Source organism: Acetatifactor aquisgranensis, from assembly GCF_943193215.1.
Lineage (GTDB): Bacteria > Bacillota > Clostridia > Lachnospirales > Lachnospiraceae > Acetatifactor > Acetatifactor aquisgranensis.
Genome location: NZ_CALPDH010000004.1, coordinates 120488 through 141931 on the forward strand (window position 1 = coordinate 120488; position 21444 = coordinate 141931).

At 49.9% G+C, this 21444-nt stretch carries 19 protein-coding genes and 2 pseudogenes; 10 read left to right on the top strand and 11 right to left on the bottom strand.

Annotated features, from left to right (window positions below; translation table 11 throughout):
• Positions 1-76: 76 nt before the first annotated feature.
• Positions 77-736 (bottom strand): response regulator transcription factor, encoded by a 660-nt coding sequence (locus NFS35_RS04965; protein ID WP_251206157.1) that lies wholly within the window; start codon positions 734-736, stop codon positions 77-79.
• A 229-nt stretch (positions 737-965) separates the two neighbouring features.
• On the opposite strand from NFS35_RS04965, the gene NFS35_RS04970 reads away from it, so the two are divergent.
• Complete coding sequence (locus NFS35_RS04970; protein ID WP_251206041.1) at positions 966-1952, top strand: LacI family DNA-binding transcriptional regulator; 987 nt, start codon at positions 966-968, stop codon at positions 1950-1952.
• Between the two features lie 19 nt (positions 1953-1971).
• Here the strand turns inward: NFS35_RS04970 and NFS35_RS04975 are convergent.
• Positions 1972-2136 (bottom strand): annotated as a pseudogene (locus tag NFS35_RS04975) (plasmid mobilization protein); the annotation flags it as partial.
• A 70-nt stretch (positions 2137-2206) separates the two neighbouring features.
• On the opposite strand from NFS35_RS04975, the gene NFS35_RS04980 reads away from it, so the two are divergent.
• Complete coding sequence (locus NFS35_RS04980; RefSeq protein WP_251206042.1) at positions 2207-2464, top strand: hypothetical protein; 258 nt, start codon at positions 2207-2209, stop codon at positions 2462-2464.
• A gap of 407 nt (positions 2465-2871) precedes the next feature.
• Here the strand turns inward: NFS35_RS04980 and NFS35_RS04985 are convergent, their stop codons facing one another.
• The 5 genes from NFS35_RS04985 to NFS35_RS05005 form a co-directional block, all read right to left on the bottom strand.
• Positions 2872-3546, bottom strand: a complete 675-nt coding sequence (locus NFS35_RS04985; RefSeq protein WP_016307559.1) for a DUF6796 family protein — start codon at positions 3544-3546, stop codon at positions 2872-2874.
• 190 nt (positions 3547-3736) lie between these two features.
• Positions 3737-3949, bottom strand: a complete 213-nt coding sequence (locus tag NFS35_RS04990) for a helix-turn-helix domain-containing protein (protein ID WP_022742258.1) — start codon at positions 3947-3949, stop codon at positions 3737-3739.
• Positions 3921-4376 carry an RNA polymerase sigma factor gene (locus NFS35_RS04995; protein WP_251206043.1) on the bottom strand — a complete coding sequence of 152 codons (456 nt, stop codon included), beginning with the start codon at positions 4374-4376 and terminating at the stop codon, positions 3921-3923. The genes NFS35_RS04990 and NFS35_RS04995 overlap by 29 nt, the downstream gene beginning before the upstream one ends.
• A gap of 196 nt (positions 4377-4572) precedes the next feature.
• Positions 4573-5106, bottom strand: a complete 534-nt coding sequence (locus NFS35_RS05000) for a GNAT family N-acetyltransferase (protein ID WP_251206044.1) — start codon at positions 5104-5106, stop codon at positions 4573-4575.
• 158 nt (positions 5107-5264) lie between these two features.
• Complete coding sequence (locus tag NFS35_RS05005; RefSeq protein WP_251206045.1) at positions 5265-5543, bottom strand: CD3324 family protein; 279 nt, start codon at positions 5541-5543, stop codon at positions 5265-5267.
• 345 nt (positions 5544-5888) lie between these two features.
• On the opposite strand from NFS35_RS05005, the pseudogene NFS35_RS05010 reads away from it, so the two are divergent.
• The 3 genes and pseudogenes from NFS35_RS05010 to NFS35_RS05020 all read left to right on the top strand — a co-directional run.
• Positions 5889-7077: pseudogene (locus NFS35_RS05010) on the top strand (alpha-galactosidase); the annotation flags it as partial.
• A gap of 270 nt (positions 7078-7347) precedes the next feature.
• Positions 7348-9204, top strand: a complete 1857-nt coding sequence (locus tag NFS35_RS05015) for an ABC transporter ATP-binding protein (protein ID WP_251206046.1) — start codon at positions 7348-7350, stop codon at positions 9202-9204.
• Positions 9197-11014 (top strand): ABC transporter ATP-binding protein, encoded by a 1818-nt coding sequence (locus tag NFS35_RS05020; RefSeq protein WP_251206047.1) that lies wholly within the window; start codon positions 9197-9199, stop codon positions 11012-11014. The genes NFS35_RS05015 and NFS35_RS05020 overlap by 8 nt, the downstream gene beginning before the upstream one ends.
• A 110-nt stretch (positions 11015-11124) precedes the next feature.
• Here the strand turns inward: NFS35_RS05020 and NFS35_RS05025 are convergent, their stop codons facing one another.
• The 3 genes from NFS35_RS05025 to NFS35_RS05035 form a co-directional block, all read right to left on the bottom strand.
• Positions 11125-12684, bottom strand: coding sequence for an AAA family ATPase (locus NFS35_RS05025; protein WP_251206048.1), 1560 nt, complete (start codon positions 12682-12684; stop codon positions 11125-11127).
• A 148-nt stretch (positions 12685-12832) separates the two neighbouring features.
• Positions 12833-13294: an AAA family ATPase gene (locus NFS35_RS05030; protein ID WP_251206049.1), complete on the bottom strand. Its 462-nt coding sequence runs from the start codon at positions 13292-13294 to the stop codon at positions 12833-12835.
• A 148-nt stretch (positions 13295-13442) separates the two neighbouring features.
• The gene (locus NFS35_RS05035) at positions 13443-13598 is read right to left on the bottom strand and encodes a hypothetical protein (RefSeq protein WP_251206050.1); all 156 of its coding nucleotides are present in this window, start codon (positions 13596-13598) and stop codon (positions 13443-13445) included.
• 474 nt (positions 13599-14072) lie between these two features.
• Here NFS35_RS05035 and NFS35_RS05040 point away from each other — a divergent pair, with 474 nt between their 5' ends.
• The 5 genes from NFS35_RS05040 to NFS35_RS05060 all read left to right on the top strand — a co-directional run bounded on the left by NFS35_RS05040 (position 14073) and on the right by NFS35_RS05060 (position 19330).
• Positions 14073-14249 (top strand): hypothetical protein, encoded by a 177-nt coding sequence (locus NFS35_RS05040; protein WP_251206051.1) that lies wholly within the window; start codon positions 14073-14075, stop codon positions 14247-14249.
• 332 nt (positions 14250-14581) lie between these two features.
• Entirely contained in the window at positions 14582-15535 is a 954-nt protein-coding gene (locus NFS35_RS05045) for a hypothetical protein (protein WP_251206052.1), read from the top strand.
• A 683-nt stretch (positions 15536-16218) separates the two neighbouring features.
• Positions 16219-17778: a ribosomal protection-like ABC-F family protein gene (gene abc-f, locus NFS35_RS05050; RefSeq protein ID WP_251206053.1), complete on the top strand. Its 1560-nt coding sequence runs from the start codon at positions 16219-16221 to the stop codon at positions 17776-17778.
• Positions 17748-18035: a hypothetical protein gene (locus tag NFS35_RS05055; protein ID WP_251206054.1), complete on the top strand. Its 288-nt coding sequence runs from the start codon at positions 17748-17750 to the stop codon at positions 18033-18035. Before abc-f ends, NFS35_RS05055 begins: the two co-directional genes overlap by 31 nt.
• Before the next feature lie 101 nt (positions 18036-18136).
• Positions 18137-19330 carry a Y-family DNA polymerase gene (locus tag NFS35_RS05060; protein WP_251206055.1) on the top strand — a complete coding sequence of 398 codons (1194 nt, stop codon included), beginning with the start codon at positions 18137-18139 and terminating at the stop codon, positions 19328-19330.
• Positions 19331-19467: 137 nt separating this feature from the next.
• Here the strand turns inward: NFS35_RS05060 and NFS35_RS05065 are convergent, their stop codons facing one another.
• Complete coding sequence (locus NFS35_RS05065; protein ID WP_251206056.1) at positions 19468-21438, bottom strand: bifunctional metallophosphatase/5'-nucleotidase; 1971 nt, start codon at positions 21436-21438, stop codon at positions 19468-19470.
• Positions 21439-21444 lie beyond the last annotated feature (6 nt).

A 21444-nucleotide genomic window follows, 5' to 3' on the forward strand; every position in this document is an offset into this window, starting at 1 on the left:
TTTTGCTTGATGCTGACATTTTAACCGCAAACGGTAAAGAAAGCGGTAAAGGAAGCGGTAAAGAAAGGGTAAAGATTCAATTTGCCCGCATTTTGAAGCCGATGCCCCAGACTGCCTCAATGTAGTCTTTCCCCCCGGCTTCCCGCAGCTTTCTGCGCAGATTGCTGATGTGCATCTTCAGAGAACTGTCCGTGCAGTCCGGCGTATCTTCGCTGATACGTTCCAAAATCACCGATTTGGCGATGACCTGGGAGGGGTTCTGCAGGAGCAGCTTTAAAATGGCATACTCCGTCCGGGTCAGTTTTACCTCTGTGCCGCCGACTGCTGCCACATGTGTATCGGTATTGAGGGTGATATCGTCATAGACCAGTTCGGAAACCACGGGCGCGGCACCCCGCAGATGCACGGCGATTCTGGCCAGGAGCTCTTTCATGGAAAAGGGCTTCGTCACATAATCCACGGCGCCGCCCAGCAGCAGCTCCACCTTGTGGCTGATATCCGCTCTGGCGCTGACCACGATGATGGGAATCCCCTTTATTTTGGGCAGAAGCTCTTCGCCGCTAAGCCCGGGCAGCATCAAATCCAGCAGCACCAGGTCCGGCTTCTCCCCGGACAGCACCAGCAAAGCTTCCGTGCCGGAGTAGGCGCGCCTGACGCCGTAGTTTTCCTTTCGCAGGGCTTCTTCCAACATGTTTCCGATATGCATATCATCGTCGATGATCAGGATATTTTTCATAGAATCAGACAAAGGCCTCCTTATTGCGAACACTGATAACAGTATAGTCAGTCAGGGCAAAAAATGCAATAAAACAGGATGGATTTCAAGAATAGTTAATGACTTAATCTAAAAAATAAGTAAAATAAAGTTACAGGGCAAGAGGAGCCATTGACGAATCCCCGAATGAGGTGTAGCATGAAATGGAAAAAGCTGCCTTGCCCAATAGAAGCGGAAACGGAGAAATGCCATGACAAAAGTGAGGATGCAGGATATAGCCAACCGGGTGGGAGTCAGCACTGTGACCGTACACAACGCGTTGGCAGGACGCAAGGGCGTCAGCGATGAAGTCCGGGAAAAGATTCTGAATACGGCCAGGGAGATGGGGTATTTCCAGGGCCGGAAAAAGGGCGGTCTGAGGAATATCGGCGTGGTGATTTCGGAGAAGTACCTGGCGGACTATATCACGTTCTACTGGAAGATATATATGGAAATCGCCATGGCGGCGCCGGAGAAGAACTGCGCCGTGATGGCCGAGGTCCTGAAGCATGAGACGGAAAAGGAGCGGGAACTTCCCTGCTTTGTGGAGGAGAATGCCATCGAGGCCCTGATTGTCATGGGGGAAGTGGGCAGGGAGTACATCAGTTTCCTGAAAGCCAACGCAGGGATGCCCGTGATATTCCTTGATTTCTATTACAAGGAGATAGCCGGGGACGCGGTGGTCACGGACGGTTTCTACGGGATGTACCTGATGACGGAATATCTCTATGAGCGGGGCCTGCGCCGGATGGCTTATGTGGGATCCGTCCATGCTACCAGCAGTATTATGGACCGGTACTGCGGTTTCCGGCGGTCTCTTCTGGAACACGGCCTCCCGTTTCGGGAGGAGTGGCTGATAGAGGATCGGGACGAGGCAGGGGAGATTATTCTGGAGCTGCCGGAGGAACTGCCGGAGGCTTTTGTGTGTAACTGCGATTTGGTGGCCTACATGCTGATTGATGAGCTGGAAAAGCGGGGCTGCCGGGTGCCGGGGGACTGCTCGGTGGTGGGATTTGACAATTATCTCTATCCGGGGCTGCTGGACCGGGGGATCACCACTTACGAGGTGGATATGAAAGGAATGGCAGAGGCTGCTCTGCGGAAAGTGCTGGAGAGGCTGGACGACTCCGGCGGGGTGAAGCGGATCGATCTGGTGGCGGGACATATCGTGGAGAAATCCAGCGTCAGGGCTTTATAGGGGGTTATGGTATGGCAAAGATTACGATAACCGGGCGTATGCTTGACTTAATAAGGGCTTGCCGGATAAACTCGGCTTGGCTCATTTTGCAGAGGGTGACACGCTCGGAAAACCCGGCGTATTCTTCCTCGGTCAAGCGTGTCTTGATTACCCGGTGGCGGTGGGGCGTGTTGTATCTTTTCATGGCTTTCAGCTCCTTTCTTTTTATGGTTTGCCCTCTCACCAATAGGAGAAAAACAGGGGGCAAAGCGGAAGTGTTTTTTGAAAAATCCGAAAATATTTTTTCGGGGATTTTTCAAGCGGCGCAAGCCGCAAAAAGGCGGGCTTGGGGTGGCAACCCCAACAAGATTCCCATAGGACAAAATGAGCGATTAGCGAAATTTGGTACTGTGGTAGAATCTTGCTCTAAGAAAGTAGCGGCTTCCGCTGTGTGGGCTTCTGCTGATACCCTCGACGGAGAGGGCGGGGTTTCTGGCAACTTTGCGGCGGTATTTCGCTCTCAATATCTTTAGGAACTGCCGGAAAATAATCTACGCATTTTGTTTAGAGTAAACCTGATAAAATCTGTAAATTTTGCAACAGGCTTGCGTAGGTTATTTGGAGGCATTTCCTTAGTGCCGCAAGCGGGGATTTTGCCAAAGCAGCGGCGATATTTCTCCCTCTAATACTTCAAACCAGCAAAAAGCAAAATGAACGTTAATTTGCGGAAATTTCCCCTCATTCCTTACAAAACCACGCAAGCCGGAATAGGCGGGAATTTTCAGAAATTTCTTTCTATCCCCTTTGCACGGCATAATACCGACGATTTTTGAAAATGCCAAAAATGGGCGCAAAAAAACAGGAAACCTTTTCTTGATTTCCTGTCTTGGTGTGCCGTTTTATGTAGCGGCGGTTATTCAGTTTTTAGCTGGCTACAATTCTACAAACTGGAAGTTGTGCAAGGGATTTTTGAAAATGCGCAGAAAACTAGCAACAAAGCCAAACTTTGTTGTCCCCAATCAAACACACCATTGATTATAGCATTAGCAGGTAAAACGGTTGCAACCATAATTGAAATTCCCATAAACAAAAGCGGATTTATCAGCACCCATCTTTTCTTTCCCCATGTTCCTTTTATCGCAACACAAAATATAATAATTGATAAAATTATAAAACTTATTGCAGCCAAAAATGCAACACAGATGAATGTAGTAAAAAAGCGTTCACTAATCCGCTTAGCTAATACTATATTCTCTTCTGCTAGTTGATTATATAGCCACGCGGATATTGCGAATACACAATGGTATAATGTTCCTACAGAGACAAATACAATGGATGCTATAAAAAACAGTTTATCATATTTACCGACTTTTTCTTTGAGTAAAACAGATATAGCGTAAAACCCGCAAAACATTAAAAGAAGTGCAATCACGCCCAATAATCCGCCTATAATGAACCTAATAGACGTAGCATTTGACCATTCTTCTGAAAATGCAGGAAAAAGATGAAAAATCCCCACTTTTTCCATAGGGTAAAAGCAACCCAATAACATATCTCCGCAGAAGCAAAGTACGCTTCCTGCGATTGCAATATAGAACAGCTTTTTTATTGTCATAGCGCCTCCGTTTTTTTAACAAAAATTCATGTTCATCGGATTACTCTGTTTTTTCTTCCTTTTGACTTTTCTTCCTTTGAACCAAAATGTGAAATTAACGTTCCATGCTGAACTTTGTCACTTTGTTAATTACTCCCACTTTATCTGTGCTTTATTATATATCCGTTTTCCCAAAAATGAAAGCGATTTCTTATACTTCCTGTTCATCAAAACGGAACTTGAATAATGCGGCAACAAGCCGGGATTTTATGTTGTCCTCCGTATCTCTGTTGATATGCCCGTTTTCAATGGCGGCAATTCGGATTCGCTTGCTGTAATGACGTAAAACCTCGTCCACGGCTTCCGGCTCTCCGCTGGTCGCCCGGACAATCGTTTCATAGGGTAAAAGATTCGGATTCCCCATGTGAAAGCACCATTTCTTTGTGCAGAAGCTGTAAAGTCCTGCGTATCTGATACCCGGTCGTACTCCGGCAGCGTCCGTACATTTCCCCGATTTCCCGCTGCGTATAATGCCCGAAAAAATAAAGGAAAATGATTTCCCGGTTCTTCTCCGGCAGAGATAACAGGGCGGCGGCAAGCTCCCCATTGGTGAGGATAACTGTCTGACCGCATATCGTAATGGGGTATTCTTCATAAGGTGCTTCAAAATATTCGTCTGTTGTGCCTAAAGGGTAAAACTTTTCTTCTGTGAGGTATTCAGGGGATATTTCTTTTTGCCGCCGCCTGCTCCTGTCACGCCATGCGTTGATAGCCGCAAAGCGTATGACGGTCTTGCAATAGCCATTGAAAGTATACATGATGTGTTCTCTGTATGCTTCTGTGCAAGGCATAGATGATTCCCCCTTTCTCCCACATAGGGCGGTGCATGGTTTACAGTTACATTGTTATAATTCAAAGGACATTTTAATCTATTGTTCCTTGATTATCATTTCCATGTTGCGCTCTTTTATTTTTTTGTTTGGAATAGTGTGATGCTGGTGGTCTATCTTTTGCTTTCTATTTACGCATCTTTACTGTATATATAATTTATAAATTATTATTTAATTTGGCATATACATACGTATCTTTCCAAATTGCATTTCCAGTTTCATCTCTCCAAAAATATACATTCTTTCTAAAATGAGCTTCACGCTGAAATTCTAATGCTTCAAGTAATTTCCATGAATTCTTATTGTTGGGGTCACATTCTGCGTATATCCTATGAACCCCATTTGAAAATGCCTGTTTAATTAAGGCTTTGCAACTTTCAGCAGCATAACCATTTCCCCAATAATTTTGATTAAATACATATCCTATTTCCAGTGCTTCAAAATCACGTTTTCCCATATAAACGTTTCCAATCATTTTGTGCGAATTTTTCAACTCGACAGCAATCATTTCATCTGTACCTATGCGCCATTCAAGATTTTCTTTTGTTTCGTCAAAAGATAGCGGTTTATATGGTTCATATTTCACAACTTCTTTATCAGATAAATATTCAAACAAGTCCTGTATATCTTCTTTTATGTATCTTCTTAAAATCAATCTTTCTGATTCGGCTACGATTATTTTGTTCTCCATGTCATTCTCTCCTTACGCTCCTTATATTGTTCTGTGAAAGTTATAGAAATTTCTATATTCTCCACATGAAATAGTATAATCTATTTTATTACTGATAGGGGAACGATTTGAATTTATAATAAAAGATGTGCCACATTTTTACATGGCACATCTTTTTGTTATAAGTTCTTTGTTTTTTCCTGTCTTACAATTCTTTGAATACTTTTTTCTACAAGAAAATACTTTTGGGAGAGTTGCTTAATTGAAAGCCCGCTAATATATTCCATGTAGATATTTGTATTTCGTATAGATAGTTCTCTTTTTGCCAAAGTATCCACTTTTCGTCCTTTTCTCTTAGGTTCCGATTTAGGGATATAGATAATCTGACCATCTACATAGCATTGTATCTGCTTAATTATCTCCATTGGCAATACATCTTTTGCACTTATATAGTTCATGTGTTGCACCTCCTAAAGAAATTATTTAGGATAAGCATGAACTATCACTTTTTAGTTTTTTGCAATAGCTCATGCTATGCAACTTTTGTTCTACTCATAAATTAATCTTACCTCCCTTGCTGAAAAATATTATATATCTAAAGGCAGTTAAAATCAATGCTCAATTTGTTATACTATCTATCAACATCTGATATATAAAGAATTGGGTGATTCCGTAGTAGTCGGCATTGTGGAAAAATCCCAAAGTTTTGATTTTTCCATAATGCTTGTCTTTGGTTTCTTTGGTTCGGAATAGTGCGGTGCTGGCGGTCTATCTCTTGTTTTCGGTTGCTTGCTTCTTTACCGTACATGAGCATTATCAAAGGGCATATCATCCGCGGAAAGTATAAGGATAAAAAGAGGCCGGTTCTGATTAACAACTGGGAGGCCACCTATTTTGCTTTTGATACGGAAAAGCTGCTGGCCATCGCAAGAGAGGCCTCCGGGCTTGGAATCGAGATGCTGGTGATGGATGACGGGTGGTTCGGCAGGCGGAAGAACGAGTACAGCTCCCTGGGGGACTGGTATGTGAATGAGGAGAAGCTGCGGGGCGGCCTGGGCTATCTGGTAGAGGAAGTCAACAAGCTGGGGATGAAATTCGGCATCTGGTTCGAGCCAGAGATGATTTCGCCGGATTCGGACCTCTACCGCGCCCATCCGGATTGGGCCATCGCGGTGCCGGGGCGGACGCCCTCCATGGCCAGGGGCCAGTATGTGCTGGACTTCTCCCGCAGGGAAGTGGTGGACGGTGTCTGGGAGCAGATGAGAGCGGTGCTGGAAAGCGCAAATATTGAATACGTGAAATGGGATATGAACCGGCCGCTGTGCGATATGGGGAGCTTTGGGCTGCCCCCTGAGCGTCAGGGGCAGGTTCGACGCGGGGATGCTGTACTACAGCCCCCAGATATGGTGCTCGGACGACACGGACGCCATAGAGCGGCTGGCCATCCAGGAGGGGACGGCGCTGATTTATCCTCTTTCCGCCATGGGGGCCCATGTCAGCGACTGCCCCAACCATGCGGTGGGCAGATCTACGCCTTTTGAGACCAGAGGGTATGTGGCGCTGGCGGGGACATTTGGGTACGAGCTGGACGTGACGCGGATTCCGGAGGAAGACAGGGGGATGATACCGGAGCAGGTGGCTCTTTATCATAAATACAATGACCTGGTTCGGGAGGGGGATTATTACCGCATTGCCTCCGCGGCGGAGAACCATCTGTATGATTGCTGGCAGGTGGTGTCCGGGGACAGGAAAGAGAGCCTGGTGACCTGGGTTCAGGTGATGTGCGGGCCGGGGAGGCAGAGCCATATGGTCCGCCTGAAAGGGCTGGACGAAAACGCGGTTTACCGGGTCGAGGGAGCCGAGGGGACGGAGGGGGAGACGGAACTTTTGCTCTCGGGAGACTGCCTGATGTACGCGGGACTTCGGATTCCTGACAGGAAAGGGGATTTCGTGGGGCAGATGTTCCATCTGATTCGGACGGAAGAGGACTGACAGAGAGGATTATGGCGCGGGTTCCTGTTTAATGGGGACCGCGCTGTTTTAATCTCATTGCATGGATATCTTCCAGTCTATTCTATGCTGGAACAGGGATTTATTTCTTTGAACAAAGTTGAATATTTGTTCCGGATTCTCCTTCCGCGTTATTGCGTGCTTTTTTTGTATGTATTAAGATAAAGAAAGGACAGCGATAGAGAAGTGCCATTCATAAATTTTTTGCTTATATGGAAAGCGCATATAAAAAGTCAAGAGGGAGGAAATCTAGTGGAGCAAAAGAAAGAAGATTCTAAACTTACCATTGTCCTCTGGAGTTTGAAAAAAGCCTGGAAAATCTGCCCCGGGAAGCTGGTTTTCTGGGTGCTTATCAATGCCTGTAGTGCGTTGCTGGTCCCCGGTTATCTGGTGCTGTCCTCGTACCTGATTGACGCTGCCACATCTGGCATCGGCGTGGAGGCTTCGGTGGTGTATTTATTGTTTCCCGTTGGCGCGATGACTGCATTTCTGTTTCTGCGGGGCAGTTACAGGCTGCTGATTCAGGTGACAAAGCAGTTGTTTGTCAACGACATGCAGATGGAAGTATCCCGTGAGATAATGAATCAGAATGCCCGTATCCCGGTGGCCACCTTTAATGATGATGAGTTCGTGAAGATGCTGTATCTGTGCGCGGACAGTAATAACGCGGTGAATGTGGCGGTGGTGGCCCAGGGGTTTGTCACGGCGCTGGGGCAGATTGCATCCGTCATTACGCTTCTGGCGATGGCGGCCCGGCTGTCTTTGCTATTCTTGCTGGCGGCCCTGGCCCTGGTGGTCATCAGCGTTGCCCTGTGCATGTGGATGGCAGGCACGCGGTACCGCATTGAGAAAGAAACCATTGTGGACGCGCGATGGAAAAGCTATTATTTCTCCTGTCCCTGCACGCAGGAAAACGGACGAGAGATTCGGACCCTGGGCCTGGAGGATTTTTTTGTAAAAAAATGGCGTAGCGTGGCCGACTCCTTAAGGAAGAGGCTGCTCAGGGTGGAACATGCGAAAAATAACGGAAGCAGACTGATAGATGCGCTGAGCATCCTGCTGTCTGTGGGCATGCTGGTCGGCGGCATCCGGATGCTGGGCAGCGGCATAATTACCCTGGGGACCATGTACCTCATCTGGCAGCTCAGCAACGAATTGCAGAGCTGCGTTCGGAGCTTTGCGAATGAGCTGGTGGAGCCCTATGCGGCGATTCCTAAGGTGCGTGACACAAAGGAATACTTAGGGCTTGCGCTGGAGAATGATTTGGCTTTGTGCGGGAAAGAAGATGAGGTGCCACCCGGTGGGAGTGTGCTGGCTGGCATGGACACCCGGGTGCCTGTCTATCAGCTGAAAGATATCTCTTTCGGCTATAAGGAAAGAAAGGAAATCCTCCATCAGCTTTCCCTGACGCTGAGGCCCGGGGAGATTGTAGCGCTCTGCGGTCCAAATGGCTGCGGCAAGAGCACGTTGATTAATCTTCTGACAGGTCTATATAAAACGAATGAGGGAAGCATTTCCTTTGGCGGTGTGCCTTTCCATAGCATGACGCCTAAGCGGCTTTCCACAGCCATGGGGGTGGCATTTCAGTATACCTGTACTTTCGGTTTCCCGCTGAAAGAGGAGGTGGCCCTGGGGCAGATTGAACGGCTCTCCATGGAAGATGAGATACAACAGGCTGTCAGACGCGGCGGTGCAGAGAAGATACGGGACAGAATCGGACTGGACGGCTATGTGGGTACGGACTTTGACGTAAGCGGATACCGGCTGTCCGGCGGTGAGAAACAGCGGATTGGGGTCAGCCGGGCGTTCATGGGGGACAAACAGGTCCTGATTCTGGATGAGCCTGCCGCAATGCTGGACCCCATTGCCGAATACCAGCAGTTCCAGGAGATCCGGGGCCAGATTGCAGGCCAGACGGCGATTCTCATTTCCCACCGGATTGGGTTCGCCCGTCTGGCAGACCGGATTCTGGTCATGGAGGCAGGACGGATAGTGGAGGACGGCACCCATGAAGAGCTGATGGGGCAAAACAGCGTTTATCGGCGGATGTTTGAGGCCCAGAAAGAATGGTATGACGATGTCGAGGGGGAGGTGCAGGTACATGGGTAGGAAAGTGGAAGCGCAGCAAAGCGGGGGACGCCAGTCCCATATGCGGATTCATGAGGTGCTGGGAGCCTGCATGTCTATCTTGCGGGAGACATTGTCCAGGGGTAAGATGGCGGCGCTGCTTTTGTTTTCCTTGGCTGGTTCCCTGATGCCGGCCGTTGTGGTATACGTGAACAAGTGGATTATCGATGCAGCGGAGGGCTTTTCGCGGCAGGAGGTTTCCATGGAGGGTGTTCTTTGGTGCATCACTCTGTTTGCGGTTATGGGTCTTCTGCTGGCAGGAATTGTTAATGTGAGGGACCGCCTGGCGGCTGCCTGTTTTTCAGGGGTTGCGGATCAGCTTCAGGAGAACATCATGCGCAAGTCTTCTCGAATTCGGCTGGCCTATTATGATGACATCGCCTATCGGAACAAGGTCAGCTTCTCGTCCAGCGATCTGCCGCTGCGCCTGCGGGAGCTGATTGTGTCCTGTGTGTTGCTGGTGCAGGACATGCTGACGATTCTTTCCCTGGTGGCAACGGTGCTGTCCATAAACGGCTGGGTGACTTTGCTTGTGTTTCTGGGATTTCTCCCCATGGTGTGGGTCATTCTGCAGCAGGGACGTGCCAATTTCCGCTTTCTGCAGGAGATTTTTGCCCAGGATAACCAGCGGTATTATCTGCACACGGTCACATACCGGCGGCGCCATCTGGAAAATATGCGCTATTACGGGCTGCGCCAGTTCGTGGAGGACAAATGGGAGGGGATTTCCGGGGAGCTGAATGAAAAGCGGGCCCGGATTGTGATGAAGTTTTTCCGCCTGCGCCTGCTGGCTAACGGAGTGCTGTATCTTAGCGTGGGGGCCGGAATCGTCTTAGTTCTATCCGATATTCTGGAGGGAAAGAACTCCATCGGAAGCATTGCCCTGGTTCTTACTGTCGTCATTTCGCTGACAGGGACGGTGACTGCCTTTTTCGAACGGCTGGGCATCCTGGAGGAGAATGGCCAGTATGTGGAAAGCTACAGGGAACTGATGTTCTTTGAGGATGAGGCACCTGGGATGACGCCCCTAGCGCAGGATATGGAAATCCAGTTTGAACATGTCAGTTTCACTTATCCCTATTCTGACCGGGAGGTGCTGCATGACCTGAACCTGACCATACGCCAGGGGGAGCGCATTGCCATTGTGGGGGAGAACGGCAGCGGGAAATCCACCTTTGTATCTTTGCTATCCGGCTTTTATCCGATTCAGTGCGGACATGTCACGGTGAATGGGGTGACTCTGGAGGAATGCCTGGCGGATTTCCGGGACAAGACCTCCTGCCTGCACCAGTTCAGTGAAAGCTATATCATGACAGTCAAGGAAAATATAGAAATCGGCGACACCAAAAGAGAGATTTCCCGGCAGGAATTAGAGGAACTGGGCCGGAAAGCGGGTGTGCACAGTTTCATCGACACCTTGGAAAATGGTTACGACACTCTGATTGGGAATTTAAGCAACAATAACACCTTTGACTTATCAGGGGGGCAGAGACAGAAGATGTTCCTGGCCAGGGCACTGGCCCGCAGGGACGCCAGGCTGCTTATCCTCGACGAGCCCACCAGCGCCCTGGATCCAATGCCGGAAGCGGAATTGTACCGCAATTTTTCCGAACTTGCCGGGGACAGGACATGTATCCTGATTTCCCACAGGCTGGGAGCCACAAAGCTGGCAGACAGAATTCTGGTGTTCCGGGATGGGCGGATTATTGAGGAGGGTACCCACGAGAGCCTCATTGCCCGGAACGGCTATTACAGGCAGATGTATGCTGCCCAGGCCCAGTGGTATAGGTAAATGGATTTATGTATGACAATGCAGGAAAACCTCGAAGAAGTTATGGTGCATTGCATTGAGGATACTGGTGCAGTATGTGGCTTTTAAGCTATGCTGCACCAGCAGTCTCTTTATGAAAGATCTGTGATTGTACAGAGATGTTCCTTTTTGCCGGTGTCATAGCTTAAGCCCACGGCAAGAATATTTGTGACATTCTCTTTTCTCAGCTTTTCGCAGTATTCCTTGTTTTTTATCTGAGCAATCGCATCCTGGGGCGTGCTGTCTGCTTTTAACTCCAGTATGATTCCCGGCAGGTTATTGCGCCTTGGGTGGAAAATGAAATCCGCAAAGCCTTTGCCGCTTTTTTCTTCCCGCTCTATCCTGTATTTATTTCTTGCGGACAGATAGGCAAGCGTTACCACGCAGGATAAGCTGTTTTCATCGTTATATTTCAGGATGGGCAGCTCGCTGTTATGGATGTCATGGAGATATGATGCTACGGTATCTCCTTTTTTCTCCAATGTGGCATTCAGGATTTGGTCTGAGTTGCGCACCAACTCTGCAACATAGCCGAAATCATCGTCTTCCAGCGCCTCTTCAAATTCCAGCATAAGCTCTTTGTTCGGTATTCTGAGTTCCCCATCATGATACGACAGCAGCCCATATATGATCATTGCGGAATAAATGTCTTTTCTGTTGGCGGGGCTTTTCTGACCGGCATAGTATTCTTTTTTGATATCGATTCTGACAGGGATGTCGTTTACCAGCCTGATGACATCATCCCGCACTTCGCCGATGTTGTATTTCAGGAAAAACAGTACCTCGTCCATTTTTCCTGTTCTGGTCCAGTAGCTTTGGCACATGGAGTCTTCCAGGGCACACACTACGGATCTCGGATTATACAGCCGCGTCCCACCCCCTGCCTGATACCCGTTGTACCAGTCGCTGATTTCATCCATTGTCAACGCAGATTGTCTTTCGCAGAGGGCTTTGACCTCGTTTTCTGTAAAGCCGAAATATTCCTCAAAAAAAGGATCCCTGAGCATGGTGTATTCTTTGAACATATTCAGCGCAGAGCCGGTACTGTATTTCTTGATTGGCAGCACCCCCGTCATGTAAGCCAGAGCCACATAAGGGCGGTCTTTCAGAAGATTTCTCAGAAACTCCAGAAATGCGCTGTGATGTTCCGGGAAAAGTTCATGGCTGAATATATAATCCCATTCATCGATTATAAATATGAACTGATCGCCTGTGGCATCCAGCAATTCGGATATCGTGCGGAATTTCCGGTTCTTAAGCTCCGGATAAGCCTCTTTTATATCATCTGCGATGGACTCTCTTATCAGGCTGATATAATCCTCATAAGTGCTGCCCGCATCCGGCAGATTGTTCAGGCATAAATTGATTACATTATATTGATTCAGGTGGGTCGGATAGGTGCTGCTGTGGTGGATTTTCAGATGGTCAAATAGCTCCTTTGCGTCGTATGCCCTGCAATAGTAGGTTCCGAGCATGTTGAGGACGGATGTCTTGCCGAAACGCCGCGGTTTCGTGATACAGATATATCGGTTTGGCGTATTGATTCTCGCATTTATGATTTCGATTATGTGGGTTTTATCGACAAAATATTTATCATGGGCCAGCATGCTGAAATTTTTATTTGCAGAGCCTGTGTTTAAACAGATAGCCATGGGAGCCTCCTTTTTGCATAATGAGAAACGTTATATCGAATTGTGGCTGCCGGTGCCGCCGTTATGCTTCCCGGAACGCTTCTATTTGGCAGGTATACTTCTTGCTCTTTGCGTCATAATTGATTCCCACCAGGAGCATGTCCCCGCCTTATGGGCTTCTTCGATTGCCGCCGCCACTGCCTCTTCGTCCCCGTTCAGGGTGGCTTCCAGGAGCTGTTCCGAGTCTTGGATGAGCTTGGCGATTTCTCTGTGCTTTCCCGCGTTCACTGCCCGGATCCCTGATATTGGAGGCCCGTGATATGAACAGCGTGATATCCAGGTAAATCACGTTATATCTGTTCAGATACTGCTCGAAAGAGGCATCCCCGGAAATCTCCAGCCTTTCGAACAGCTCCCGGGAGTCGCAGCTCTTGTCATAATACGCGCACAGCATCTGCGCGGCGATGGACTTCCCGAACCTGCGGGGCCTGCTGACGCAGATGAGCTTATCTTTTGTGCCCAATATGCGGTTGGTAAAGGCGATCATCCCGGTCTTGTCCACGTAGGTTCCTTTTCTGACGGACGCAAAGCCGGCGTTGCCGATGTTCAGGTAGTTTCCCGTATTCTGCACGCTCCTATGGTTCTATTTTACTGTACTTTCCCCGAAAGAGCAAGGGACTTCCGCGGGATTGGCCGGATTTAGCGGACGCGTACCTGGCCTTCTGCAAGCCCCCCTAACAATGCCATCAGTTCTGCGTAAAGCGCCGGACAGTTCTTCTTTACCTGCACCACGAAGTCCCCGCCTCCATGATGTCTCCTGTCGCCCCGGCGGCGTAGACAGTCACGGTGCTCCTTTCCATGTCGAGCATCTCCACGAGCATGGGGATTGTGGCCGCCTCGTTCGTCTTCTCCCGGTTGGCAACCTGTCCTGCCACCAGCCTTGATGCAGCGCCTACGGCGATATGGATGTCCCTAGTGTTGGATATTTCCCCTATCCATTGAATATAGTATATTCTACTTGATAGAAAAAAGCCAGCTTTTGGAGATGTATTACTACAAATTCTAAACTGACTTTTGAGCAGAACTCTATTTCATTTTCATGCTTCTTCGTGAAACAGCCCTGTAAAGTAGCAAAAAACACTTTTCAACTACATCTTTTCAGGCTATAATACCCATATAGCCTTAGTATACTATTTACATAGCCTTGGCATCACAATATTGCTCTCGCCACCGGAACATCTGTAGACGATGGCATACATCGGTTATTCGTAAACTGTGCAGTAAATGATGGATCTGATATTGCGGAGCTGATGCAATACTTTAAAAACAGTACTGGTAAAAACAACAAATTTCCCAAGTTATCAGAGCGGGTATTTTATTTTAAGGAATCAAAGGAGGGAGCTGAAGTTATGACACAGGTTGTTGAAGAATATGCAAACAAAAAGGTTCTTGAGCGAGACAAAGAAACGGCCAAATCACTTTTACAGAACGGGGCATCTGTAGAACTGATAAAGAAATCCATTCCAACCCTTTCCGTAGAATTCATTGAAAAAATAAGTCGGCAGCTGACATCTGTAGAACAATAAAAAAGCTTGCGTTTGCCATGAGATATCCTCTTTAACATATTGAAAAGTTGTGGTGAATCTGCTATGATAGGTTAAAATAAATCTGTTTTGGCAGATAGACGAAAGGAGAAATATAAGATGACTGTTTTGTGCGAGGTAATGGAGAGGTAAAACTGAATAGCCGTTTTTAAGTAACCTTTCGTGAATACTATAACTTTCGGTTGCAGCACGCTTTAGGGGTGTGTTATTTTTGTATCCAGAATCAGCCGTAGGAAGTACCTGCCAATAAGGGTTGCTTGCTACGGCATTTTTGTGTCCATTTTTGGATGATGAAAAAACGGAGGTAATAAGCATTGAATATCAATATTAGGAAAGAGACACCTGCGGATTACCGTATTGTAGAGGAATTGACGCGGGAAGCTTTTTATATTCTACAGCTGGCGGAACTGGGAGTGCGCAATCCGGTTTGTTCGCTGATTCGCTCGAAAGCCGGAATCTCTTTGTATCGTGTGGAATGCGTGGAACATGTGGAATCGGAAAGGAAAAATCTTATCCTGAAAGTGTTTGAGAATCAGGAAGATGCGCGGGAAATTGGCAACTACCTGATGCTGTCAGAGCTTGAAATACCGACTTTGCCCCTGTTGGGTTTCACCAAAAACGCAATCCTTTTGCCGGATGTGGAGTCAGGCGATGAATACCGGCTTGGCAGAGAAAGTGATTTAAACAACCCAAAGACGGCAAGAGCCATTGCCAAATGGTACAGAATGCTTCATGAAAAGGGCCGCGGGTATCTTTCCGGCCGCGAGGCTCCTATGTATGATGAATCCGATATGCTCACTGTGGACAATATGGGAATGGTGGCTGAAAAGACCGGCACCGCGGAAAACATGCTTTGGCAGGCAATCGCGGATGACTACAGCACGATTCGCGGCCGGATAGACGCTCTGCCGCGGACGCTGGTCTACAATGATTTTTACTGGACGAATCTGATTGTATCAAAAAACGGCGAAAGCGCTTTCATGTTCGATTACAATTTGCTGGGCAAAGGCACTGCTTATGGCGACATCCGTAATGTGACCAGTTCGCTTTCCCGCGAGGCGGCGGAGGCATTCATGCGAGAATACGGTGATGACATCGATGACGGGCAGAAAAAGGCAGATGCCTTTATTGCGCCTCTTGTCACACTGGTCAGCGCCTGTGGGTATGATGCTTTCCCGTCTTGGGCAAAATCCGCGCTTGAGGAATTGAAGAATGGCGATATATTAAGGCATCTGAAAGAATGGCTGGATATGGAAGCGGATGGATGAATTCGTCTCCGGAATCTGGAAAGCGATATACGCGGGCAGCAACTCAATAAAGGCTTTACGCTTTGAGCATGGATTGTTATAATAAAGATATAGATACAAGTAACCGGTTCCCATAGAAAGCAGGTGGTTATAAGGCGTTATACCGCTTTAAAAGTGATTCTTACGGCTTCTGGTATTAATCTTACAGAAATCGACATTATTAAAGAATAGCCCTGCATCTGAACCGCAGATGAAATGAAAGCGCAAAGCCCTTATTGGATTATCAAGGGTTTTGCGTTTTTTGATGGAGGTAAAGACTTTCATGCGTTTGGCATCTTTTGTTGTAAGCCCCTTGACAGCGGCGCATCGCTTATTGTAAGATAAATACATATAGCAGAGCCTGCCAGCCAGGCTTCTGCTAAATCTTGGAAAGGCGGTACCCTGATGATTATTATTATTCGATAACTTTTAACTGATGAGTCGGCAATCATGCCGGAGGCGCAGGGGGATTTCTGCGCTTGTCAGAGAGATTATCGGATAAGAAAAGGGGCAGGCCTTTTTTGCGTTGCAGGATTTTTTGCCGCGGGAAAATACGGTTTGAACGACTGCTTTGCAGGCGCTTTCTTATGTGCCCGGGGCGCATGTGAAGCCCTCCGGTTCCGGTAATCTCTCCCTTTGGAAATATGGAAAGGAGAGATTTTTTTATGCAGGCAAGACAGCTTATTTTAGCGGAAAACATAGAGATGAAATTCGGGGAGCGGGAGATATTCCGCTTTGACAGAATGACAGTGTACGAGGGAGAGAAGATTGGGCTGGTGGGCGCCAACGGCGCGGGAAAGACCACGCTGCTCAAGGTGCTGGCGGGAGAGCTGGAGCCTACGGACGGCAGGGTGAAGATAGCGGGCGATGCGGCCTTTTTCCGGCAGTTTGCGGAAAGCGGGGAGGACCGTTTTTTGGAGGAAGACCTCTGGGAGCTGAGCGGCAAGGAAGTCAGCGATATGGGGATACAGGACAAGGTCTGGGAGGCATCCGTCAGCGGCGGAGAGGAGACCCGCATCCGGCTGGCCCGGATGTTTTCCAGCGATAAGGCCATTGTCTTTCTGGACGAGCCCACATCGAATCTGGATTACAAGGGAATCGCTGTCCTGAAGCGCAAGTTAGCTGCCCTGGAGACTCTGGTGATTGTCAGCCATGACCGGGCCCTGCTCAATGAGCTTTGCACCCGCATCATAGAGATTGAGGGCGGAAAGCTGACGGAATATGACGGCGGCTATGACGACTATCTGGAGCAGAAGCAGGCTGCCGTGGCCCGGCAATGGACGGAATACGAGAATTACACAGCTGAGAAAAAGCGGCTGGAGAAAGTGTTCCAGGAGAAAAAGGAACATGCCAGACAGATTGAAAAGCGGCCGAAGAACATGTCGCCCCGGGAGGCAGGGCTGCGCAATTTCCTTTCAAAGCATCCCAAGGACGCCAAGGCGCGGAAGATGGAAAAATCGGCAAAAAATGTACGGCAGCGCATAGATGCCATGGAGGTAAAGGAAAGGCCCCGGGAACTGCCGAAAATCCGCCCGGATTTCCGCCTGACAGACCCGCCGGAGAATCGTTTCGTCATCCGGGGCGAGGGAATCCGCTTTGCCTATGAGGGCGGCCCGGAGCTTTTCCGGGATGCCTCGTTTCAGATTGCGAACCACAGCCGCGTGGCCATAGTGGGGGAGAACGGGGCGGGCAAGACTACGCTGCTGCATCTGATTTGCGCTGCAGGAGACGCTCCGCCCGCCTTGGGCGCCGGCGCGATATCCGTGGTGCCCAAGGCCAGAATCGGGCTGTTCGAGCAAAATCTGTCCACAATTGACTACGACCGCACCGTATTGGAGAATGTGATGGAAGTCAGCATCCAGCAGGAGTCGGTGGCGCGCACGGTTCTGGCGAGACTGCTGTTTTTTGAAAAAGATATGAAGAAACCGGCCGGCGTGCTCTCCGGCGGGGAGCGCATCAAGCTTGCTTTCGCCAAGCTGTTCGTGTCCCGGGTAAACCTCCTGATACTGGACGAACCCACGAACTACCTGGACATCCCCTCCATAGAGGCGCTGGAGGCGATGTTTTCCGAGTATGAGGGTACTTTGGTGTTCGTGTCCCACGATGAAGCTTTTATCCGCAGAGTGGCCACGGATGTGCTGGAAGTGGCGGATGGGAAAATCATACATCATGACATGCCGTCCGGGACGCCTCCATGGCGGACGGCACTTTGGCAGTCTATCTGACCTTGGAGGATATCATCGGCAGTGACCGGCTGGCGGAGGGCGCGGACTTCTGCCACAGCTGCCAGGCCGGCAGGCCGGGCGGGACGGATGAGACATCCTATCGGTACCAGTCTCTGGGCTATCACGGGGAAAGCGGCACTTACGGATTCCTGGTCACCATCACACCCGCCAATGAAGACAAATCGGGCGCTTCTAAGGCTGTTTTGCTGGTAAAGTATTCTGTTGACGCTGACAGTTCCGATATCATTCAATACTAACACGGAATCATGCGTGATGAATGAATTTTTCTTGAAATTCCAGGTTTACACAGAACAAATGTTCTGATATAATGAAGCCATGGCACAGGAGGGACATTTGCATGGACGACAGAACAATCTTTCATATTGATGTGAACAGCGCATTTCTTTCCTGGGAGGCGGTGCACCGTCTGCGGGATCTGGGAGAGACGCTGGACTTGCGGACGATTCCATCCGCGGTAGGCGGGGATATGTCCAAGCGGCATGGCGTCATACTGGCGAAATCGATTCCGGCGAAGAAATATAATGTGCGGACAGGGGAGCCTATCGTGGACGCTCTCAGGAAATGCCCGAATCTGACACTGGTGTCACCTGATCGGGAGCTGTACTCCACAAATTCCGCGGCTTTCATGGAAATCCTGCGCAGATACTCCGATGTGGTGGAGCAGTACAGCATCGACGAGGCTTTCGTGGACATGACAGGGACCCGGGCCCTGTTCGGAAGCCCCATGGAGGCGGCTTACAGGCTGAAAGATGAAATCAGAGACACCCTGGGCTTTACGGTGAACGTAGGGATTTCCAGCAATAAGCTGCTGGCGAAGATGGCAGGGGAGTTCGAGAAACCGGACAAGGTGCACACGCTTTTTCCGTATGAGATTCAGGAGAAGATGTGGCCTCTTCCGGTGGGAGAGCTTTTTTCTGTGGGCGGCGCCTCGGAGCAGAAACTGAGACGCCTTGGCATCAATACCATCGGAGATCTGGCCCGGGCGGATTTGGGCACTCTCCGGGCGGCTCTGAAGAAACACGGAGAGGCCATCTGGAATTTCGCCAATGGCAGAGATCTGTCTTTGGTGGAGGCGGAGAGCGCGGATAATAAGGGATACGGGAATTCCACTACCCTTGCTTTTGATGTGACAGATGCAGATACAGCGAAGATGATACTTCTGTCCCTGGCGGAGACTGTGGGCAGGAGGCTGCGCAGGGATGGGGCATGGATAGAGACCGTGTCCGTGGCGCTTCGCTTTTTCGACCTGTCCCGGGCATCCCATCAGTGCGTGCTGGACTATGCCACGAATATCACAGACGAAATCTATCAGGCAGCCTGCAGGCTTTTTGACGAATTCTGGGACGGGACTCCCATCCGCCTGATTGGCATCCAGACCGGGAAAGTGACGAAAGATGGGGACAACAGGCAGATGTCGCTCTTTGACGACACGGACTATGAGAAGCTGGAGCGGCTGGACAAGGCCATGGACAGCATTCGGGAGAAATTCGGCGAGAACGCTGTCAGGCGGGCTTCTCTGACATCGCTTTAGGGGCATTTATAATCAGATGGCCCCGGAGTACATCTTCGTATATTTGCAGGTGTTGCGCATTCCGGAGCCGTGCCGGGGCCAGGGCTGTGATTACCATTCGGACAAAAGCCACATAATGGAATCGTATCTGGGCTGCATTATCCATTTCCTTTTCTGCGGGCGCTTCTGCGCATCAGCCTGCGCGCCAGCTTTATGAGCAGCCAGAGCAAAAGGACGATCAGTGCCAAGAGCAGCAGAATGACACCCAGGATGATGAACGCGAATTTGTTAGGGCTTTTCAGCAAATCTCCGATGGCCCTGCTGTCCTCCACTACCTTGCGGCCCTGGGGGGAGGCATAATATTCCGGCACGTTTGAAATGCCGTCCCCATCCGTATCCTCCAGAGAATCCAGGAAGCCTGCAATAGCGGCCCAGGCCTTTACCTCCCGCCCTCCGTCAGTGATGATGGCATCCTCGATATTCTCGATAGGGGTGCCGTCCGCGAATTTGGGCTGGACAGACAGGATGCCGTAGGACACATCCGTGACGGCCCCCAGCATCTGCCCGCTGTAGAGATCGCATACCACGCGGTAGAGCTTGTCGTCCTCAATCTCCGTGCGGCTGCCCTTTTCATCGGTCATATAGCAGTCAGTGACCTTGTTCAGGATAATCCTGTGGGGATTGTAGGTAAAGTGCAGTCCGCTGATATACAGTCTGGCGGATTTCATGATATCTGACATGGAGGCGTCGATTTCCGCGCCGGTCTTTAACTCCGCGCCGGTCAGATACATGCTGATCAGCGGGTATCCCGGGATACCGTCCGGGCCTATCCCCAGGGAATAGGCGTTGAACACATCCGTCACGGTGATGTCCCCCGTGGCAAAGGTGTCGCGCACGCAGCCGGAGGGCACGATGGCCACATCTACCGGATGGGTGTCAGGGTTGTCCGCATGTTCCGCCGCGTAAGTGAAAGAGTCGGACAGAAGATTGCCCAGATTGTGCTCCGTGTGGATTTCATACAGGTCATCGGAGGCGGCGAATTCCACTGCGTTCTGGGCCAGCACCTGATTCCTGGTGTAGCCGAACTGAGTCAGGTAGGCGGAATCCACTTTTTCCATCAGGCTGTCGATTTTGGCCTGGGCGGTGTCATCCGGTTCGATATCCGGCGTGATGGGCAGCAGGTCATAGGAATCCATGTGCCAGCGTCCGTCAGACTGCCTGGTCATGGACAGGCTGCCCAGACTCCTGCCGTAGGAGCCGCAGGACACGATATAGGTGTTTCCATGCTGGATGGGCTCATAGAGGGAGGTGTGGGTGTGGCCGCTGATGATTAGGTCAAGCTGGGGCACTGCCTTTGCCAGGATTTCGTCCTCGGACTTGTCCGGGTTCTCGCTGGTGCCGCTGTGGGAGACGCAGACGATTATGTCGGCATCTTCCTTTTCCTGAATCACTTTTACCGTGGCGGCCGCAGCCTCGGAGGCATCCTTGAACTTCAGGACACAGGTAGGGGCGCAGGCCAGGGAATCCTCCCCGAAGACGCCCAGCACGGCAATTTTCACGCCGCCTTTATCCAGCATGATATAATCTCTCACGCCGTAGGCGGCGAAAGCATCCTCTAAGAGCTGCTGGTCCGCAGTGAGGCCCTCCGCTTTCATGGTCTCCCAGTCCACGTTGCACAGCGCCAGAGCGGGCATGGGCTCTCCGCTCTGCACGGCTGCCTCCAGGGCCCCGGCCAGCCCCGAAGAGCGGTAGTCGAATTCATGATTTCCCAAAGTGGTGACCTCGCATTCCAAAGCGCCCAGCATCCGAAGCTCCGAAGCGTCCGTGTGGAAGATAGTCTGCACTAATGTCCCCATGGAGAAGTCCCCCGCGTCCAGGACCAGGGCATCCGGGTTTTCCTCTTTCGCCTGGTCGATCAGCGTCTTGATGCGGGCAAAGCCGCCCAGGGTCACATTCGCTCCGTTTTCCACTGTGGGAAAGCTGTCCAGATGGGAATGGGTGTCATGGAGGAACAGGATGTCCACCTGCTGCCCATCTGCCTGCGCGGCAGAAGCGGTGAGGTGAAACAGGGGAAATGAGAGCATGGCCGCCAGACAGAGCGCCGCAAATCGTTTGAAATGTTTCTTCATAGTCAA

Bases quoted from the DNA above. Each gene is read 5' to 3' on its own strand.
- NFS35_RS04965 (WP_251206157.1), bottom strand. From the start codon at position 736: ATGAAAAATATCCTGATCATCGACGATGATATGCATATCGGAAACATG.
- NFS35_RS04970 (WP_251206041.1), top strand. From the start codon at position 966: ATGACAAAAGTGAGGATGCAGGATATAGCCAACCGGGTGGGAGTCAGC.
- NFS35_RS04985 (WP_016307559.1), bottom strand. From the start codon at position 3,546: ATGACAATAAAAAAGCTGTTCTATATTGCAATCGCAGGAAGCGTACTT.
- NFS35_RS04990 (WP_022742258.1), bottom strand. From the start codon at position 3,949: ATGGGGAATCCGAATCTTTTACCCTATGAAACGATTGTCCGGGCGACC.
- NFS35_RS04995 (WP_251206043.1), bottom strand. From the start codon at position 4,376: ATGCCTTGCACAGAAGCATACAGAGAACACATCATGTATACTTTCAAT.
- NFS35_RS05000 (WP_251206044.1), bottom strand. From the start codon at position 5,106: ATGGAGAACAAAATAATCGTAGCCGAATCAGAAAGATTGATTTTAAGA.
- NFS35_RS05005 (WP_251206045.1), bottom strand. From the start codon at position 5,543: ATGAACTATATAAGTGCAAAAGATGTATTGCCAATGGAGATAATTAAG.
- NFS35_RS05020 (WP_251206047.1), top strand. From the start codon at position 9,197: ATGGGTAGGAAAGTGGAAGCGCAGCAAAGCGGGGGACGCCAGTCCCAT.
- NFS35_RS05025 (WP_251206048.1), bottom strand. From the start codon at position 12,684: ATGGCTATCTGTTTAAACACAGGCTCTGCAAATAAAAATTTCAGCATG.
- NFS35_RS05040 (WP_251206051.1), top strand. From the start codon at position 14,073: ATGACACAGGTTGTTGAAGAATATGCAAACAAAAAGGTTCTTGAGCGA.
- abc-f (WP_251206053.1), top strand. From the start codon at position 16,219: ATGCAGGCAAGACAGCTTATTTTAGCGGAAAACATAGAGATGAAATTC.
- NFS35_RS05055 (WP_251206054.1), top strand. From the start codon at position 17,748: ATGGCGGACGGCACTTTGGCAGTCTATCTGACCTTGGAGGATATCATC.
- NFS35_RS05060 (WP_251206055.1), top strand. From the start codon at position 18,137: ATGGACGACAGAACAATCTTTCATATTGATGTGAACAGCGCATTTCTT.
- NFS35_RS05065 (WP_251206056.1), bottom strand. From the start codon at position 21,438: ATGAAGAAACATTTCAAACGATTTGCGGCGCTCTGTCTGGCGGCCATG.